The organism is Brevundimonas sp. (genome assembly GCF_004210735.1).
Taxonomy (GTDB): Bacteria; Pseudomonadota; Alphaproteobacteria; order Caulobacterales; family Caulobacteraceae; genus Brevundimonas.
The window spans coordinates 39025-55866 of sequence record NZ_SDZL01000011.1; the positions used below are offsets into that span (position 1 = coordinate 39025).

Consider the following 16842-nt stretch of genomic DNA (forward strand, 5'->3'; position numbering starts at 1 on the left):
CCGCCGTTTTCATGTCAGGCTGTCGCTGGGGATCAGAAGGCCCAGCGCGCGCCGATCGAGGCGACCACGCCCGAACCTTCGGCCGTGCCACGCAGGTTCGACACCGTCTCGACGGGCGTGCCGGCGTAGAAGGTGCGGTCGTCGTGGATGTCGCTGTCGCTGAAGGCGATATAGGTCAGGCCCGCATCGACGGTAACGCCCTCGCGCACTTCGGCCGAGCCGCCGACCGAGAACAGCCAGCGGTCCGCGTCGGGGATGCGCGCCGTGCGCAGCGCGTCCTGCGTCGGAGTCGGATCATAGCCGACGCCGGCGCGCAGGGTCAGCTTGTCATTGACCGCATAGTCGGCGCCGATCGCGCCGGTGGTCACGTCCTTGTAGCTCTGATGGATCACGTCGCCGCCGCCGGGATAGTCGACGGTGATGGCCTGAAACTCGCTCCAGCCGATGCGGTTGACCTGGGCGTTCAGGGTCAGGCGGTCGGTGGCCGCATAACGGACCGAGGCCGAGGCGAACCACGGGGTGTTGAAGCTGGCGACGCCGGACGACGAGACACTGTTGGGCGCCAGCGGACCGGTCAGGACGACGTTCACGTCGCCGTCCAGCTCATGCGCGATTTCCGACCGGTAGCTGAGGCCGAAATCCCAGCGACCGGTGTGCGCCTGGGCGCCGACGTTCCAGCCATAGTCCCAGCCGTCGCCTTCCAGCGAGGACGAGCCGTCCGGCAGCAGGGGCGATACGCCCGGCATGGCCGAGGTCAGCTTGGCCTTCACATACTGCCCGTTGAAACCGGCGCCGACATCCAGCCAGTCGGTGACGCGCATGGCGACAGTCACGCCGGCGTCGACGGTGCGCAGCTCGGACGTCAGGGCGTCGTAGCGGGCGAAACTGGTCGGCTGATATTTGGTCGTGAAATTATACGGCGCGGCCAGTGACAGGCCGACGGCGAACCGGTCGCCGATGGGCGTGGCGAAGGCGAAATTGGGCGCCAGGCCGCTCTCGATCGGGTCGATGTTGTGGTCCTGGCCCTGGACCGGGACGACGGCGCCGTTGGCATAGGTGATGGTCGAGCCGGCGTTGTCGACGTTGGAGTCGATCTTCAGCCCATGAGCGCCGAAGTACAGCTCACGGCCGCTGCGCGCGATCGAAGCCGGGTTCCACCACAGCGAGGAGACGCCGCGATCAGCGGTCTCGCCCGAATAGGCGCGGCCCGCGCCGCGCACCGACTGTTCCTGAAGATAAAACGAGCCGGCGAAAGCCGGAGCGGCCACGGAGGCCATCAGAATACCGGCCAGAAGGACGCGGCTGGATCGGGGGAGGACTTGGTACATAATCAACGTTCACTTATCGACCGTCGCTCGCCGAACAGCGACGCGACGTAGGGGGAGGAAGTCGTCTTGGGATGCGGGAAAGTGCATCAAGCCAGAGGGTTGCCGACGGCGGCGCCCGCTGTCTGAAATCAGACCCGGCTGTGGCGGATATGTGTCGACGCCTTCGTCGCCGCAAGGATCAGGGGCGCTTCGCCGCAGCCGGGCGGCCCTTCGTCGCAAACGCCGCGCGGGGCTGATGTTCCGACGTCATGTCTGCGCGTCGGTAAAGACCCGGAGCCCCCAGACATGTCCCCCAGAATTCTGATCCTCGCCCTCGCGGCGTTTGTTTGCGCCATGGTCGTGACGGCTGTTCATGGCAAAGCGTCGGCCTACCAGTCCGTTCGCGCAGGTTATGTGACCGGCCGGGTTCTGGACGAGGCGGGACGTCCTGTCGCGGGCGCGCAGATCACCGCCCAGTATGGGCAGAGCACCTATTACGTCAGCTATTCGCGCAGCGCCCGCACCGACGCCAACGGCCGGTACAGCATCCACGTCGCCGACCGGCTGGGCACCTGGACCGTTTATGCGAAGGCGCGGGTGAGCACGGCCAACGGCTCGATGATGATGGACCTGACGCCGAATGACGACGCGCCGTTCGCGGGCAATGTCGGCGCGGTGCGGAACTTCTCGGTCAAATTCACCGAGCAGACCGAGGACAACGCCTATGGAACGGGCGCCATGGTGTTGGTCACCTCCGCCATCGGCGACTACACCGATCTGGCCGAGGTGGAGCTGACCCTGCGGCCCGTCGCCGGCGGCGAGACCATCACGCGCCGCCTGCGCAACACCGGCGAAGGCTATGTCGTCACCGGCCTGCGCCCCCAGATCTACGAGATCACCGCGCGCCATAACGGCCGTCCGATGATGGTCAGCCAGCCGCTGACCCCGCGTCAGGATTATCAGTGGGGCGCCAGCTACCGGGCCAATTTCGAGCGCACCGGACCGGGCATCTATCAGTTGCGGGTGGATGTGAAGGCGCGCTGACCCGCCGGTTCGACCGGGCTTGAGGTTCCGTGCTACAATGGCCATCTGACGGCGCGGGCCGTTTTCGCCCCGCCTCCCCTGCCCCTGGACCGATATGTACGAGACCCCCGAGCTGGACACCGACACCTTCACCCGGTCGAACGCCATCCGCATCCACGACGCCGAAGGCTTCGAGGGTATGCGCAAGGCGGGCCGTCTGGTGGCCGAGGCGCTGGACATGATCACGCCGCACGTCCAGCCGGGTGTGACCACCGGCGAGCTGGACGACCTGATCCGGGAGTTCACCCTGGACAACGGCGCCGTCCCCGCCTGCCTGGGGTACAAGGGCTATACCAGGACGATCTGCACCTCGATCAACCACGTCGTCTGCCACGGCATTCCGGGCGACAAGGTTCTGAAGGACGGCGACATCGTCAACATCGACCACACCGTCATCGTCGATGGCTGGCACGGCGATTCCAGCCGCATGTACGCGGTCGGGAACGTCAACGCCCGGGCCAAAAAGCTGATCGACGTGACCTATGAGTCGCTGGAGAAGGGCCTGGCCCAGATCAAGCCGGGCAATACATTCGGCGACATCGGCTGGGCCATCCAGCAGTATGTCGAGGCGCAGCGGATGAGCGTGGTGCGCGACTTCTGCGGCCATGGCATCGGGCGAGTCTTCCACGACAGCCCCAACGTCCTGCACTATGGCCGCCGGGGCGAAGGCGCGGTGCTGAAGCCGGGCATGTTCTTCACCGTCGAGCCAATGGTGAACCTGGGCAAGCCGGCGGTGAAGGTGCTGTCGGACGGCTGGACCGCCGTGACCCGCGACAAGTCGCTGTCGGCCCAGTGCGAGCACAGCATCGGCGTGACCGAGGACGGGATCGAAATCTTCACCGCCTCGCCGCAGGGCCTGTTCCGCCCGCAATTCTAGGATAGGCTGCGCTTCCCTGGGGAGGCGCATGATCGATCAACCGCCCGACACGCCGGCCAAGCCGACGAAGCCGCATCATGCCGGTCACCGCGAACGGCTGCGTGACCGCGCACGCGGCGCGGGCATCCATCACCTGCCGGACTATGAGTTGCTGGAGCTGTTCCTGTTCCGCAGCCAGCCGCAGGGTGACGTAAAACCGATCGCCAAGGCGCTGCTGGGCCGGTTCGGATCGCTGGCGGCGGTTCTGGCCGCCTCGGTCGAGGATCTGATGACCGTTCGCGCCGAGGATTCGCGCGGGCGCTCGAAAGGCGTCGGGGCCGAGACGGCGCTGGATATCGCCGCCCTGCATGAAGTCGCGCGGCGGGTGACCAAGGAAGAGGCCAACCGGCGCACCGTCATCTCGTCCTGGACGGCGCTGCTGGCCTATGTGCGGCTGTCGCTGCAGCATGAACCGCGCGAGCAGTTCCGGGTGCTGTATCTGGACAAGAAGAACCAGTTGATCCTGGACGAGATCCAGAACCGGGGCACGGTCGACCATGCGCCCGTCTATCCACGCGAAGTGGTGCGCCGGGCGCTGGAGCTGTCGGCTAGCGCCATGATCATCGTGCACAACCATCCGTCGGGCGACCCGACGCCCAGTCGAGCCGACATCGACATGACCCGCCAGGTGATCGAGGCGGCGCAGTCGCTGAGCATCGCCGTTCACGACCACCTGATCGTCGGCCGCGAAGGCGTGGCCAGCTTCAAGCAACTGGGACTGATGTGACCGCCGGACCGATCCTGACCACCGAACGCCTGATTCTGATGCCGAAAGCCGTGGGCGATTTCGAAGAGCTGTGCGCCCTGTGGGCCGACCCGGATTTCACCCGTTTCATCATGGGGCATGCGCTGTCGGCCGAGGACGTCTGGTATCGGCTGCTGCGTGACATAGGGCATTGGACGGCGCTGGGTCACGGCAACTGGACCATCCGACTAAGAGACAGCGGCGACTATGTCGGCAGCGTGGGTGTGCTGGATTTCCGACGCGAGGTCGAACCGGCCCTGAACGCGCCCGAACTGGGATGGGGCCTGGCGCCGCGCTTCCAGGGTCAGGGGCTGGCGGCTGAGGCCTTGCAGGCGGCGCTGCAATGGGCGGACACGGCGCTGAAGGCGTCGCGCACGGTCTGCATGATCTCACCGGACAACGCGCCGTCGATCCGGCTGGCCGGGCGCGTCGGATACGCCACCTATGCCGACACGACCTACAAGGGGTCGGCGGTGACCCTGTTCCAGCGGCCGATGGGCGGCTGATCGCCGTTTCCGCTCATTAAGGTTTATGCTGCATTCTGAGCCTGAACAGCCGGAGCCCCAACGACCCATGCCGATGCCCGTCGAAACCCTGCGCGCCCATCTGGCCGACGCCTTTCCCGACGCGGTGATCGCGATCGAGGATCTGGCCGGTGACGGGGATCATTATCGCGCGCGCATCGTCTCGACCGCATTCGCCGGTCTGTCGCGGGTGAAACAGCACCAACTGGTCTATGCTGCACTGAAGGGTCAGATGGGCGGCGAACTGCACGCCCTGGCGCTGGAGACATCCGCCCCCGCCGAGGGTGGCTGATGCGCTATCGGCCGTTCGGAAAATCGGGCGCGGCGGTGTCGTCGGTCACGCTGAGCCTGGGCGCGGACACCCTGGCCCAAGGGCCGGAAGCGGCGCGACAGCTGATCTTTTCGGCGCTGGAGGCGGGCATCAACGCCTATCGTCTGGAAACGCCCGATCCGGTGTTGGCGGAGGTCGTGGGTCAGGCGCTGCGTCAGGTCGAGCGGCGGCTGGTCTGCATCAGCCTGAACCTGGGCAATGGCGACGGACGTCGGGCGCTGGAGCGCGATTTCTCGGCCGAAGGCATGACCTCGGCTATCGATCGCACCCTGCACGCCTCGGGCCTGGGCTGGATCGACGTGGCGCTGCTGGACGAGCCGGGCGAGCATGAGTTGCCGCAGACCTCGCTGAACGCGCTGAAGGCCCTGCGCGCCGATGGGCGGGTAAGGTTGCTGGGGGTGTCAGGCGACGGTGAGGTGATGGACACCTATGTCTCGACCAACGCCTTCGACGTGCTGGCCACGCCGTATCACATGAATTCGCAGTGGCCGATCCGGGGACGGATGCGCGCCGCCCGCGAGCAGGACATGGCCATCTTCGCCTATGGCTATCAGCCCGCCACCTTCGCTGCGCCGCAGGCCGCCCCAACGGCGCCCGAGCCCGAGAAGAAGAGCCTGTTCGGCTTTACCCGCCGCGCGCCATCGGCCGAACAGGCGGCGGCGATGACGGCCAGGGACGCGTTCGGCTTCCTGAACCGGACGCCCAACTGGACGGCCGAAGAAATCTGCCTGGCCTATGCGATGCTGGAGCCCTCGGTCTCCAGCGTGCTGGTGAAGGCCGCCGATGATGTGCGGCTGAATACTCTGGCGCTGGTGCCTGATCGCGACCTGCCGCCAGGCCTGGCGGCCCAGATCGAGATGGCCCGCGTCGGCACGGCCGCAGCCTGAGGGCGCGGCGTGAGGCCGCGTCGCCCTTGACCGGGCGGGGGGCGACGCCTAGCTGACGGGCTGAACGAAAGGCCCTGTTCCGTGACCGATCAAGCGACCGCCGACCCCGTCCACGCCTTCATCGCCCAGACCCTGGCCGAGCATGACGTGGTGCTGTTCATGAAGGGCACGCCGGATTCGCCGCGCTGTGGCTTCTCGTCGCTGGCGGTGCAGATCCTGGATCATGTGGGCGCGTCCTTCGTCGGCGTGGATGTGCTGCAGGACGAGGCCCTGCGTGAGGGCATCAAGAGCTTCACCGACTGGCCGACCATCCCCCAGCTCTATGTGAAGGGCGAGTTCGTCGGCGGTTCGGACATCGTGCGCGAGATGTTCCAGGCGGGCGAGCTTCAGGCCCTGATGGTCGAGGAGGGCGTACCCCTGGGCGAGGCGTAAGCCCCCATGGCGCGCGCCCAGCTTCAGCCGCGTGAGGACCGCGAGGTCTTCGTCGTGCCGCTGGACGTCCGGCCCGAGCACATCGACGAGAACGGCCACGTCAACAATGTGGTCTATGTCGGCTGGCTGCAGGACGTGGGTACAGCGCACTGGAACGCGCGCTTTGACGAGGCGACGCGGACGAAATGGTCCTGGGTCGCCCTGCGCCACGAGATCGATTATCTGCGCGGCATAGAGCCGGGCGCTACGGGCATCGCCGCCCGGACCTGGGTCGGAGACCCGCAGGGTCCGCGCTTCAACCGCTATGTCCGGATCGAGGACGCCGAGGGTCGCCTGTGCGCCCAGGGCGTCTCTGAATGGTGTCTGGTCGAGGCGAAGTCGCTGCGCCCCAGCCGTATCCCTGCGGACATGCTGGGACCGTTTGCGGCGGGGCCTACAGCCTGACGGGGTTCAGCACCCGGGCGGCCTGACCGGCGGCCAGACCCAGTTCGTCGTAGGTCCAGCTGACCACCACGCCGTCCGGAACCAGCGCCTTGCACAGGTCCGCCGAACGCCGCGTCAGGGTGATGTCGGCCGGGTCGCCGGCGGTCACCTGAACTTCGAAGCTGGCGGCCTCGGTGCAGCCGTTGGAGTCGACGCGAACATTCAGTCGCTGCCCCTCGAACGCGGCGCCGCGCACAGTCTCCAGCACGGCTGCAGAGGCCAGCGGCGCGGCGTCCGCCACGCGCACCGAAACCCGTTCGCCACCCTCGTTCGAATAAATGACGCAGCCGCCGAGCATCGGCAGGGCGACGGCGCCGATCAGAAGCGGCCGGATCATTGGGCGGCTTCGGCCGGCGCGGTGTGGATGACGCGCGTGGTCGGCTTTTCGCTGGCGATGATGATGCAGCCCGACAGCAGCGGAGCGGCGATGGCGATGACGATAGCGAGACGAAGCATGATGGGATCCCCGAAAAACAGTGTCCCGTTAGTGCCAAGCCTCTTGCGGGATTGCACATGAATAATCCGCAAGCTGCGCCTTGAATGAAACCGCAACAGACATAGGTGCGAAGGATATCCTCCCCGGAGTCCTCCATGTCCGTTCTGTTCTCGCCCCGCGCCGTGGGTCCGCTGACCCTGCGCAACCGGATCGTCATCGCACCCATGTGCCAGTACTCGGCCGTGGATGGCGTGCCCCAGCCGTGGCATGCGCAGCATCTGGGCCGACTGGCGCTGTCGGGCGCGGGCCTGTTGATCGTCGAGGCGACGGGCGTCGAGGCCGCCGGCCGGATCAGCCCGGCCGACACCGGCCTGTGGAACGACGCGCAGGAGGCCGCCTTCGCCGCCCTGATCCGTGACATCCGCACCTATTCGGACACACCCATCGGCGTGCAACTGGGCCATGCCGGGCGCAAGGCTTCGACGGCCCCGCCGTGGATCGACGGCGGGCGCGCAATGAAACCCGAGGAAGGCGCATGGGAAACCGTCGCCCCCTCGGCCATCCCCTTCCGCGACGACTGGCACACGCCGACGGAACTGGACGAGGCGGGCATGCAGCGGGTGATCGACGCCTTTGTCGACGCCGCACGGCGGGCGGAGCGCGCGGGGTTCGACCTGGTCGAATTGCATGCCGCGCACGGCTATCTGCTGAGCGAATTCCTGTCGCCGATCTCGAACCTGCGGACCGACGCCTATGGCGGGTCAGCCGATAACCGGATGCGGTTCCCGTTGCGGGTGGCGCAGGCCCTGCGCGACGTTTGGCCCCGGACGCGAGCGCTAGGCGCGCGGTTCAACGGGTCAGACTGGGTCGAGGGCGGCGTGACGCCAGACGAGGTTCAGGCCTTCGGCCGGGCGCTGCATGACCTGGGCTATGACTATCTGCACCTGACCAGCGGCGGCAATGTCCCGCGCGCGCCCATTCCGGGCGACCAGCCGTCGTATCAGCTGTCCTTCGCCGAAGGGATGAAGGCGGCGGTTCCCCAGGCGACGGTGATGGCCGTGGGCATGATCTATGACGCGCATCAGGCCGAGGCCATCGTGGCCTCAGGCCAGGCGGACCTGATCGCCGTCGCCCGGGCGGTGCTGGATGATCCGCACTGGCCGCTGCATGCGGCGGCGGCGCTGGGCGCGAAGGGGGAGTGGCCGAAGCAGTACGGGCGCGCGACGGCCGAAACCTGGCCGGCCTATGATCGCATCCACGGCGGGGGCTGAGGCGGAGCCCGCAGTCAGCTCTGCGGCAGCATATAGGGGTTGTTGACGGCGACCGAGGCGCCGGGTTTCAGGCCCAGTTCCTCGAACGACCATTGCAGTTCAACGCCGTCGGCCATGGGCCGGTCGCAGCGGTCTTCTTCCAAGCGGCGCAGGGTGATGATCGACCCGCCCCTGCCCTCATTGCTGATGACGGGCTGCAGATCGTCCTTGTCGGTGCAGCCGTTCGAGCTGACCCAGAACACCGCCAGATCCTTGGTGAAGGCGGCGGCGTGGATCGGCTCCAGCTGGCCGGGCATGTCGGTGGGGACGCGGGCCTGTTCCGGCGCATCGGGACGCAGCCAGGCGCAGCCGGAAACCAGCATGGCCACAGCGGCGATCGCGACGATTCTATGGGTCATCCCAGCCTCCCCGCCCCATGCGGTCAGCGTGTTGATCTTGCCCCTATTCGCCATCCGAGGGAACCGGCGAAAAGGAAAAGGGCCCCGGACGGATCCGGGGCCCTTTGTATCCAGGTTCGAAACTACGCGCTTACGACGAGTAGTATTCGACGACCAGGTTCGGCTCCATCTTCACCGGGAACGGCACATCGGCCAGTTCCGGCACGCGGACGTAGCGAACCGAGAAGCCGCGATCGCCGATTTCCAGGTAATCCGGGATATCGCGTTCCGACGATTGCTGGGCTTCCAGAACCAGAGCCATCGCGCGGCTCTTTTCCTTGATCTCGACGACCTGGCCTGGCTTGACGCGGTACGAACCGATGTCGACCTTCTTGCCGTCGACGGTCACGTGGCCGTGGCTGACGAACTGGCGGGCGGCCCAGACGGTCGGGACGAATTTGGCGCGGTAGACGATGGCGTCCAGGCGCGATTCCAGCAGGCCGATCAGGTTTTCCGAGGTGTTGCCCTTGCGGCGGCCGGCTTCATCATAGATGGCCGAGAATTGCTTCTCGGTGATGTTGCCGTAGTAGCCCTTGAGCTTCTGCTTGGCCTTCAGCTGCAGGCCGAAGTCCGAGACTTTCGACTTGCGACGCTGGCCGTGCTGGCCGGGGCCATACGAACGCTTGTTGACCGGCGACTTGGCGCGGCCCCACAGGTTTTCACCCATGACCCGATCGAGTTTGTACTTGGCGCTATGGCGCTTGGACATATGTCACTCTTCATCACGATGCGGCCCGGCATCCCCCCGATTGGGAATGCGATCTCAACGGCGGTCCACGCATCATCCGTCATTTGTCGCGCGCCGGACCCGAAGGTCGGAACGTGAAGGCGCGGCTTATGGCCATTCAGCCCGATTGAGTCAAGCCGCGCGGACCTTTGCGGGCGGCGTTTCGGCGACGCCCGAGGCCGCCTCGCGCGCGGGTCGACCCAGCAGATAGCCCTGCGCCTCGTTACAGCCCTGGCTGCGCAGGAAGTCCAGCTGATCCTGCGTCTCGACACCCTCGGCCAGGACCGGAATCGCCAGGCTCTCGCCCAGCGCTAGAACGGCGCGGATGATGGCCTGTGATTGCGGACTACCGTCCAGTTCGGACATAAAGGACCGGTCCAGCTTGATCTTGTCGAACGGGAAGGCGCGCAGGGTCGACAGCGACGAATAGCCGGTGCCGAAATCGTCCATCGCCACCGACACGCCCAGCGCCTTGAGCTGACGCAGGATATGGGTCGTGCGCTCCATGTCGGAGATCATGGCGCTCTCGGTAATCTCCAGCTCCAGCCGTGACGGCTTGAGGCCGGTCTCCAGCAGGATGCGATGGACCAGGCGCGGCAGGTCGACGTGCGACAGCTGAATCGGCGACAGATTGACCGCGACGCGGTGCGGTTCAGGCCAGCCGGCCGCCTCTTCGCACGCCCGGCGCAGAACCCATTCGCCGATCGGCAGGATCATGCCTGTGTCTTCGGCGATGGGAATGAAGTCGACCGGCGAGATATAGGTCCCGTCCGGCTGCCGCCAGCGCAACAGCGCCTCATAGCCCGTCACCTCGCCCGTCTCGACCGAAGCCTGAAGCTGGTAGTGCAGCTCGAACCGGTCGTTATCCAATGCCTCACGCAAGCCCTGGGTGACGCGGCGACGCTGGCGCACCGCCTCGTCCATCGCCTCTTCATAGAAACAGACGTCCGTCGCCAGGGCCGCCTTGGCCCGGTACATGGCCAGGTCGGCGTTGTTGATCAGGACCGACGCCTCGCGCGCGTCGTCGGGCCACAGGGCGACGCCGACCGAGGCGCCGCATTGCAGGTCGGCGTGGTCCGCCCGGGTCGGGGTCTGGATCGCGGCGCGCAGACGCTCGGCCGCCTCCATCGCTTCCAGTCGATCATTGACCGGGGTCAGGGCGACGAACTCGTCCCCACCCAGACGGGCGATGAACTCGCCCTCCCTCAGCACGGCGGACATCTGTTCGGCGACATGGGTCAGCAGGCGGTCGCCGACGGCGTGGCCATAGAGGTCGTTCACCTCCTTGAACCGGTCCAGGTCGATGGCCAGCAGGGCGAAGCGCGCGCCCTCGCCCGCCGCCGCCATGCGGTTCAGCTTTTCCAGGAAGGACGCACGGTTGGGCAGGCCGGTCAGGCTGTCGTTGCGGGCCAGGTGCGCGATCCGGCGTTCCTGCGCCAAACGCGCGCGCAGGTCGCGCACCGCCAGGACCCGGAACACACGCCCGTCAGCGCCCGTTTCGCGCCGCACCGCCACTTCGACCGGTATGGTGACGCCATCGCGCGGCGTCAGGCGGGTCTGCACCAGTTCACCGCCGGTCAGGGTGTCAGCGTCCTCAATCCAGCGACTTGCCGGAGCGCCGGTGACAGCGTCGGCGGTCGCATCGCACAGGCGAAGGAAGGCGGCGTTGGCCAGCAGGACGACACCGTCCGCCTCGACCACCATGCCGTCCACGCTGCCTTCGATCAGGGAGTTCAGGCGACCACGCGACAGGCGCTGGGTCTGCTCTTCCAGAGCATAGCTGGCCACAGCCGTGCCCAGGATCAGGAAGCCCACGGCGGCCACGCCGACCGCCAGCAGGGCGGCGGCGTCCTGGCCGTTCAGCGAACCGTCCATCGGCGCCAGCGGCAGAACCGTCAGGGCGCCCATGCCGGTGAAATGCAGAGCCACAATGGTCAGGACCAGCGCCAGGCTGGACCAGGCGATGGGCCGCTTGCTCCGTGTGTCCGCCGCCAGGCGCAACGCCAGCGCGCCGCCGCCCAGAGCCGCCAGAACCGAGGCGACGACATAGGCCGGCGACCAGATGACAAAGGCTTCGGCCGTAAAGGCGGCCATGCCGGTGTAGTGCATGGCCGTGACGGCGCCGCCGAACACAGCGCCCCCGACTTCCGGCGCGCGGCGGAAACGGGCCGATCCCAGCCACAGGGCGACCGCACAGCCCAGCATGGCGACCAGCAGGGACGCCCCGGTCATCGCCGGCGCATAGCTCGTCTCGACCCCCGGCCGATAAGCCAGCATGGCCACGAAATGGGTGCACCAGATGGTCGCTCCACCCGCCACGGCGCCCATGAACAGCCAGGCCACCCGGGCGCGGCCGATGCTGGCGCGCGTCTTTACATACAGCCGGGCGGTGACGATCGAGCCGACCACGCAGATCAGCGCGGCCAACGCCACCAGCAGATGGTCGTGCTGTTCGAACAGGCAGGAAAGGACGCGCATGAAACCGGTTACTTCGGGGGAGAAACAGCCCTTTCTGAAGCCAAGGTTTGAAGGGACGGCGAACGGTTACGCTTAACAAGCCCTGAACACGAAAAAGGGGCCGGGCGAACCCGACCCCTCAGCACCGTGATCAGACGGCGTCGCTTACTTGGCGGCGTCGTACAGTTCGTTGACCTTGTTCCAGTTCACGACCGACCAGAACGCCTTCAGATAGTCGACCCGGCGGTTCTGGTATTTCAGGTAATAGGCGTGCTCCCACACGTCGGCGGCCAGCAGGACGGCGCCCTTTTCGTCGGCCACGTCCATCAGCGGGTTGTCCTGGTTCGGGGTCGAGGTGACCTTCAACTTGCCGTCCTGAAGGATCAGCCAGGCCCAGCCCGAACCGAACTGACCGGCGCCGGCAGCGTCGAAATCGGCCTTGAACTTGTCCATGCCGCCCAGTTCGGCGTCGATCTTGGCCGCCAGTTCGGCCGAGGGTTCGCCGGTCTGGCCCTGGGGCGCCAGCAGTTCCCAGAACAGGCTGTGGTTCCAGTGACCGCCGCCGTTGTTGCGCACGGCCTTGGGCAGCGTCGAGATAGTGGCGAACAGCTCTTCCAGCGACTTGCCCTGCAGCGAGGCGTCGGCGTCCACCGCCTTGTTCAGATTGTCGACATAGGTCTGGTGGTGCTTGTCGTGGTGGAAGGTCATCGTCTCCTTGTCGATGGCCGGCTCCAGCGCGTCATAGGCGTAGGGCAGCGGGGGCAGGGTGAAGGCCATGGGGAGGCTCCTTTTAGACAAGGGAATGACTGCGCCGTATCTAGGCGCCGCTGATGCAAACCCAACTGTATCGGCGAAATTTAGTTCAGCTCAGCGCTGCGGCAGATGCGCCTTCAGGCAGTCGCGGATGGCGCGCTTCAGGTCGCCGGGGGCGTTCGGTTCGTCCACCCCCTCGGCCGCCAGAACGGCGCGAACGCCGGCGTCCAGACCGTTCGGCAGGGCCGCCTTGACGCGCGCCTCGCCCTTTTCGTGCAGGCAGAAGCCCACCTCCTTGCACAGGGCGGCGAACAGGGCGTCCCAGTCGGGCTGGATCGGGTCGGCGTTAATCGGTGCGTCGTCGGTCATGGTTCAGGCTTTCAGCCGCTTGGCGTGGAAGGCGACATGGTCGTCGATGAAACTGGCCATGAAGAAATAGGAATGGTCATAGCCCGGTTGCATGCGCAGGGTCAGCGTCTGACGCGCCGCTTTCGCCGCCTCGATCAGCAGTTCGGGCTTTAGCTGATCCGTCAGGAAGCTGTCGGCGTCGCCCTGATCCACCAGGATGTCGTCATAGACGCCCCGCGCCGCGCCACGGGCGATCAGCAGGGCGGCATCGTGGTTGGCCCACTCGACCCGGTCGTCGCCCAAGTAGGCGCCGAACGCCTTTTCACCCCACGCGCAGCGCGTGGGCGAGGCGATGGGCGCAAAGGCCGATACGGACTTGAACAGCGCCGGATGGCGCAGAGCCAGCGTCAACGCCCCGTGCCCCCCCATGGAATGGCCCGAGATAGAGCGGGTCTTCGTCGTCGGGAACTGGGCGTCGATCAGGGCGATCAACTCACCCGTGACATAGCTCTCCATGCGGAAATGCGACGCCCAAGGCGCCTGCGTCGCGTCCACATAGAAACCCGCCCCCTGCCCCAGGTCGTAGGCCGGATCGTCCGCGACACCTTCACCGCGCGGGCTGGTGTCTGGCGCGACGATAATGACGCCGTGCTCAGCGGCGGCTTTATAGGCCCCGGCCTTGGTCGTGAAATTATCCTCGGTGCAGGTCAGGCCCGACAGCCAGATCAGCACCGGAAACGGCCCCTGCCCCGCCGGAACGAAGACCGACAGGGTCATGGGCGTGCCGGTGGTCGTGCTGTCGTGCTTCAGATAGCGCAGCGTGCCGCCGTGGACCTGATGCTGCTTGACGACGTCCATGCGAATACTCCGCTCATCCCCGCGGGGGACCCAAGTCTTTGGCTTCGCTGCTGCAATAGGAAGCCTTGGCGCAAAAGGCCACCGGCGAGTCCGTGGTTTTCGCTGGGTCCCCGCCTCCGCGGGGATGAACGGAAGGCGAACTATCCCATCCGATGGACGGCGCAGATCTTGTTGCCGGCCGGATCGCGCAGATAGGCCAGATACATGGCGCCGAACTTCATGTTCCGCACGCCAGGCGGGCTTTCGACAGAGACGCCGCCGTTCTCGACCCCCGCCTTGTGGAAGGCGTCGACCGCCTCGGTGCTGGAGGCCGCAAAGCCGATGGTGCCGCCGTTGGCGTGGCAGGCGGGCTGACCGTCGATGGGGCGCGTAACGCCGAACATGGCGCGCGACGACAGATAGAAGACCCGCCCACCGGCCTCGTCCGGCATGCCGGACGCCGTGCCCAGCGCGCCCAGGACGGCGTTGTAAAAACGAGTCGACGCCTCAAGATCGTTCGAGCCGACGGTAACGTGAGTGAACATCGCAAATCCTCCCTTGGCCGCTCGTTGGCGGCGAAGGGGAGGGTAGACAATGTCAGTTTCCTTTAGCAACCCTTACAGGTCAGAACACGATCACCGAGCGAATGCTCTTGCCTTCGTGCATCAGGTCGAACGCCTCGTTGATGCGTTCCAGCGGCAGGGTGTGGGTGATCATCGGGTCGATCTCGATCTTGCCGTCCATGTACCAGTCGACGATCCGGGGCGTGTCCGTGCGGCCGCGCGCGCCGCCGAAGGCCGAGCCCTTCCAGACGCGACCGGTGACCAGCTGGAACGGACGGGTCGCGATCTCCTTGCCCGCCTCGGCCACGCCGATGATGATGCTCTCGCCCCAGCCGCGGTGGCAGGCTTCCAGCGCCTGGCGCATGACGACAGTGTTGCCGGTGCAGTCGAAGGTGTAGTCCGCGCCGCCGCCGGTCAGCTCGACCAGATGGGCGACCACGTCGGGCACATCCTTGGGATTGACGAAATGGGTCATGCCAAAGCGGCGGCCCCACTCCTCCTTGTCCGGGTTCAGATCGACGCCGACGATCATGTCAGCCCCGACCATCTTCAGCCCCTGGATAACGTTCAGGCCGATGCCGCCCAGACCGAAGACCACGGCGTTGGCGCCCGGCTCGACCTTGGCCGTGTTGACCACGGCGCCGACGCCGGTGGTTACGCCACAGCCGATGTAGCAGGCCTTGTCGAACGGCGCGTCCTTGCGGATCTTCGCCACCGCGATCTCGGGCAGGACGGTGAAGTTCGAGAAGGTCGAGCAGCCCATATAGTGGGCGATGGCCTGACCCTTGTAGCTGAAGCGCGACGTGCCGTCGGGCATCAGTCCCTTGCCCTGCGTCGCGCGGATCGAGGTGCACAGGTTGGTCTTGCGCGACAGGCACGACTTACACTGGCGGCATTCCGGCGTGTACAGCGGGATGACGTGATCGCCGACCTCCAGGCTGGTCACGCCCGGCCCGACCTCGACCACGACCCCTGCGCCCTCGTGCCCCAGGATCGAGGGGAAGATGCCCTCTGAGTCCAGACCGTCCAGCGTATAGGCGTCGGTGTGACAGACACCCGTCGCCTTGATCTCGATCAGCACCTCGCCGGCGCGCGGGCCTTCCAGATCGACCTCGACGATCTCCAGCGGACGTTTGGCTTCGAACGCGACGGCGGCGCGGGTTTTCATGGCGGGGAGCTCCTTGAGGCGAGCCCTCTTCTCCCCGCATTGGCGCGCGGGATCAATCCTCGGCGGGCGGCGCCGGCATCAGGTCGCCATAGGGGGCCGCATCCGCCAGCGCCTGAACAAAGGACGGCCGGTCCATCAGCCGCCGATGCCAGGCGCGCAGGTGTGGGCGATCGCCCAATGGAACCAGACGCCGCGCATAGGTGATCAGCGGCGCGGCCGCGCAGTCGGCCAGGGTGAAATCCTCACCCGCGCCCCAGGTCCGCCCGTCCGACAGTCGCGCCTCCAGCCAGTCCCAGGCCTGGGCCAACACCTGTAGGTCCTGATCCGAGCCATAGGGGTCGCGCGAACCCTCCGGCCGAAAGGTCTCCAGGACGATGCGGTTCATCGGCCCACCGACATAGGTGTCCAGGATCCGGTCAACCCACCGCACCTCAAGCGCCCGATCGCGGTCAACGGGTATCAGGCGATCGCCGCCCGCCAGCCCATCCAGATACTCGATCACGATGCTCGATTCATAGACGGTCCGCCCCGCCGCATCGTCGACCAGGGTCGGCATCTTGGCGAAGGGCGACAGGCCGCGAAACTGGGCCATGACCGCGGCGTCCTGGGCGTCGACGATCCGGCGATCAAAGGGCAGGCCCAGCTCGTACAAGGCGACAACCGCCTTTTGCCCATAGCCGGCGTAGGGATGATACCAGAGCGTCAGCGCCATCGATGATCCTCTCAGTCCGTTACAGCAGCACGATCATGTCGAACCGCGCGATGCCATCGACGGGCGTGGTCATCAAGGCGGCCTTGCGCTGCGGCTCGGGGATGCGGGCCAGTTCCACATCCTGATCGTTCAGGGGCTCTCCGGCGAAGAACAGCTGGGTGGTCAATCGCCGCACTCCGCCGACCGTCACCGCCATGTGGATGTGCGGCGCGCGCGTAATGATCCCATAGGGGCCGGCGTCGGCGGTATAGGACGGCGGCTTCAGCGTGCGGAACCGATAACGGCCCTGATCGTCCGTCTTGACCACCCCATAGCCCTGAAAGCCCTCATCGCGCGGGGCGCGCCCGGCGTCCGCGCTGTGCAGATAGCGGCCGGCGCCGTCGCACTGCCACAGCTCGACCGTGGCATTGCGCACGGGACGGGCG

22 protein-coding genes are annotated in these 16842 nt (G+C 66.6%); 9 read left to right on the top strand and 13 right to left on the bottom strand.

Annotated features, from left to right (window positions below; translation table 11 throughout):
• Positions 1 to 32 precede the first annotated feature (32 nt).
• Positions 33 to 1328 (bottom strand): outer membrane protein transport protein, encoded by a 1296-nt coding sequence (locus EON91_RS03910; RefSeq protein ID WP_292091744.1) that lies wholly within the window; start codon positions 1326 to 1328, stop codon positions 33 to 35.
• Positions 1329 to 1613: 285 nt separating this feature from the next.
• Between EON91_RS03910 and EON91_RS03915 the strand changes: the two genes are divergently transcribed.
• The 8 genes from EON91_RS03915 to EON91_RS03950 all read left to right on the top strand — a co-directional run bounded on the left by EON91_RS03915 (position 1614) and on the right by EON91_RS03950 (position 6669).
• Positions 1614 to 2351: a carboxypeptidase-like regulatory domain-containing protein gene (locus tag EON91_RS03915; protein ID WP_292091745.1), complete on the top strand. Its 738-nt coding sequence runs from the start codon at positions 1614 to 1616 to the stop codon at positions 2349 to 2351.
• Between the two features lie 94 nt (positions 2352 to 2445).
• The gene (gene map, locus EON91_RS03920; protein ID WP_292091746.1) at positions 2446 to 3267 is read left to right on the top strand and encodes a type I methionyl aminopeptidase; all 822 of its coding nucleotides are present in this window, start codon (positions 2446 to 2448) and stop codon (positions 3265 to 3267) included.
• 28 nt (positions 3268 to 3295) lie between these two features.
• Entirely contained in the window at positions 3296 to 4033 is a 738-nt protein-coding gene (radC, locus tag EON91_RS03925) for a DNA repair protein RadC (protein WP_292091747.1), read from the top strand.
• Complete coding sequence (locus EON91_RS03930) at positions 4030 to 4557, top strand: GNAT family N-acetyltransferase (RefSeq protein WP_292091748.1); 528 nt, start codon at positions 4030 to 4032, stop codon at positions 4555 to 4557. The genes radC and EON91_RS03930 overlap by 4 nt, the downstream gene beginning before the upstream one ends.
• A 67-nt stretch (positions 4558 to 4624) precedes the next feature.
• Positions 4625 to 4867, top strand: coding sequence for a BolA family protein (locus EON91_RS03935; RefSeq protein WP_292091750.1), 243 nt, complete (start codon positions 4625 to 4627; stop codon positions 4865 to 4867).
• The gene (locus EON91_RS03940) at positions 4867 to 5793 is read left to right on the top strand and encodes an aldo/keto reductase (RefSeq protein ID WP_292091751.1); all 927 of its coding nucleotides are present in this window, start codon (positions 4867 to 4869) and stop codon (positions 5791 to 5793) included. The genes EON91_RS03935 and EON91_RS03940 overlap by 1 nt, the downstream gene beginning before the upstream one ends.
• An 81-nt stretch (positions 5794 to 5874) precedes the next feature.
• Positions 5875 to 6225 (top strand): Grx4 family monothiol glutaredoxin, encoded by a 351-nt coding sequence (gene grxD, locus EON91_RS03945; protein ID WP_292091752.1) that lies wholly within the window; start codon positions 5875 to 5877, stop codon positions 6223 to 6225.
• A gap of 6 nt (positions 6226 to 6231) precedes the next feature.
• Positions 6232 to 6669, top strand: coding sequence for an acyl-CoA thioesterase (locus EON91_RS03950; RefSeq protein WP_292091754.1), 438 nt, complete (start codon positions 6232 to 6234; stop codon positions 6667 to 6669).
• Here the strand turns inward: EON91_RS03950 and EON91_RS03955 are convergent.
• A complete protein-coding gene (locus tag EON91_RS03955; RefSeq protein WP_292091755.1) occupies positions 6659 to 7045 on the bottom strand; it encodes a hypothetical protein in 387 nt (128 codons plus the stop codon). The genes EON91_RS03950 and EON91_RS03955 overlap by 11 nt on opposite strands.
• The gene (locus EON91_RS03960; RefSeq protein ID WP_292091757.1) at positions 7042 to 7164 is read right to left on the bottom strand and encodes a hypothetical protein; all 123 of its coding nucleotides are present in this window, start codon (positions 7162 to 7164) and stop codon (positions 7042 to 7044) included. Before EON91_RS03960 ends, EON91_RS03955 begins: the two co-directional genes overlap by 4 nt.
• A gap of 135 nt (positions 7165 to 7299) precedes the next feature.
• Here EON91_RS03960 and EON91_RS03965 point away from each other — a divergent pair, with 135 nt between their 5' ends.
• Positions 7300 to 8415: an NADH:flavin oxidoreductase/NADH oxidase gene (locus tag EON91_RS03965; protein WP_292091758.1), complete on the top strand. Its 1116-nt coding sequence runs from the start codon at positions 7300 to 7302 to the stop codon at positions 8413 to 8415.
• Positions 8416 to 8429: 14 nt separating this feature from the next.
• Here the strand turns inward: EON91_RS03965 and EON91_RS03970 are convergent, their stop codons facing one another.
• The 10 genes from EON91_RS03970 to EON91_RS04015 form a co-directional block, all read right to left on the bottom strand.
• Complete coding sequence (locus EON91_RS03970) at positions 8430 to 8813, bottom strand: hypothetical protein (protein ID WP_292091759.1); 384 nt, start codon at positions 8811 to 8813, stop codon at positions 8430 to 8432.
• A 130-nt stretch (positions 8814 to 8943) separates the two neighbouring features.
• Positions 8944 to 9561, bottom strand: a complete 618-nt coding sequence (rpsD, locus tag EON91_RS03975) for a 30S ribosomal protein S4 (RefSeq protein ID WP_292091760.1) — start codon at positions 9559 to 9561, stop codon at positions 8944 to 8946.
• A 150-nt stretch (positions 9562 to 9711) separates the two neighbouring features.
• Positions 9712 to 12057 carry an EAL domain-containing protein gene (locus EON91_RS03980; protein WP_292091761.1) on the bottom strand — a complete coding sequence of 782 codons (2346 nt, stop codon included), beginning with the start codon at positions 12055 to 12057 and terminating at the stop codon, positions 9712 to 9714.
• Positions 12058 to 12201: 144 nt separating this feature from the next.
• On the bottom strand, positions 12202 to 12813 hold the full coding sequence (locus tag EON91_RS03985) for a superoxide dismutase (RefSeq protein WP_292091763.1): 612 nt from the start codon (positions 12811 to 12813) through the stop codon (positions 12202 to 12204).
• A 90-nt stretch (positions 12814 to 12903) separates the two neighbouring features.
• A complete protein-coding gene (locus EON91_RS03990; protein WP_292091764.1) occupies positions 12904 to 13158 on the bottom strand; it encodes a hypothetical protein in 255 nt (84 codons plus the stop codon).
• A 3-nt stretch (positions 13159 to 13161) separates the two neighbouring features.
• On the bottom strand, positions 13162 to 13995 hold the full coding sequence (gene fghA / locus EON91_RS03995) for an S-formylglutathione hydrolase (protein WP_292091766.1): 834 nt from the start codon (positions 13993 to 13995) through the stop codon (positions 13162 to 13164).
• A gap of 140 nt (positions 13996 to 14135) precedes the next feature.
• Positions 14136 to 14519: a VOC family protein gene (locus EON91_RS04000; protein ID WP_292091767.1), complete on the bottom strand. Its 384-nt coding sequence runs from the start codon at positions 14517 to 14519 to the stop codon at positions 14136 to 14138.
• 79 nt (positions 14520 to 14598) lie between these two features.
• On the bottom strand, positions 14599 to 15705 hold the full coding sequence (locus EON91_RS04005; protein ID WP_292091768.1) for an S-(hydroxymethyl)glutathione dehydrogenase/class III alcohol dehydrogenase: 1107 nt from the start codon (positions 15703 to 15705) through the stop codon (positions 14599 to 14601).
• 52 nt (positions 15706 to 15757) lie between these two features.
• A complete protein-coding gene (locus EON91_RS04010) occupies positions 15758 to 16417 on the bottom strand; it encodes a glutathione S-transferase family protein (protein ID WP_292091769.1) in 660 nt (219 codons plus the stop codon).
• A 19-nt stretch (positions 16418 to 16436) separates the two neighbouring features.
• Positions 16437 to 16842: protocatechuate 3,4-dioxygenase (locus tag EON91_RS04015; RefSeq protein WP_292091770.1), on the bottom strand; the 406-nt coding region annotated here is incomplete at its 5' end.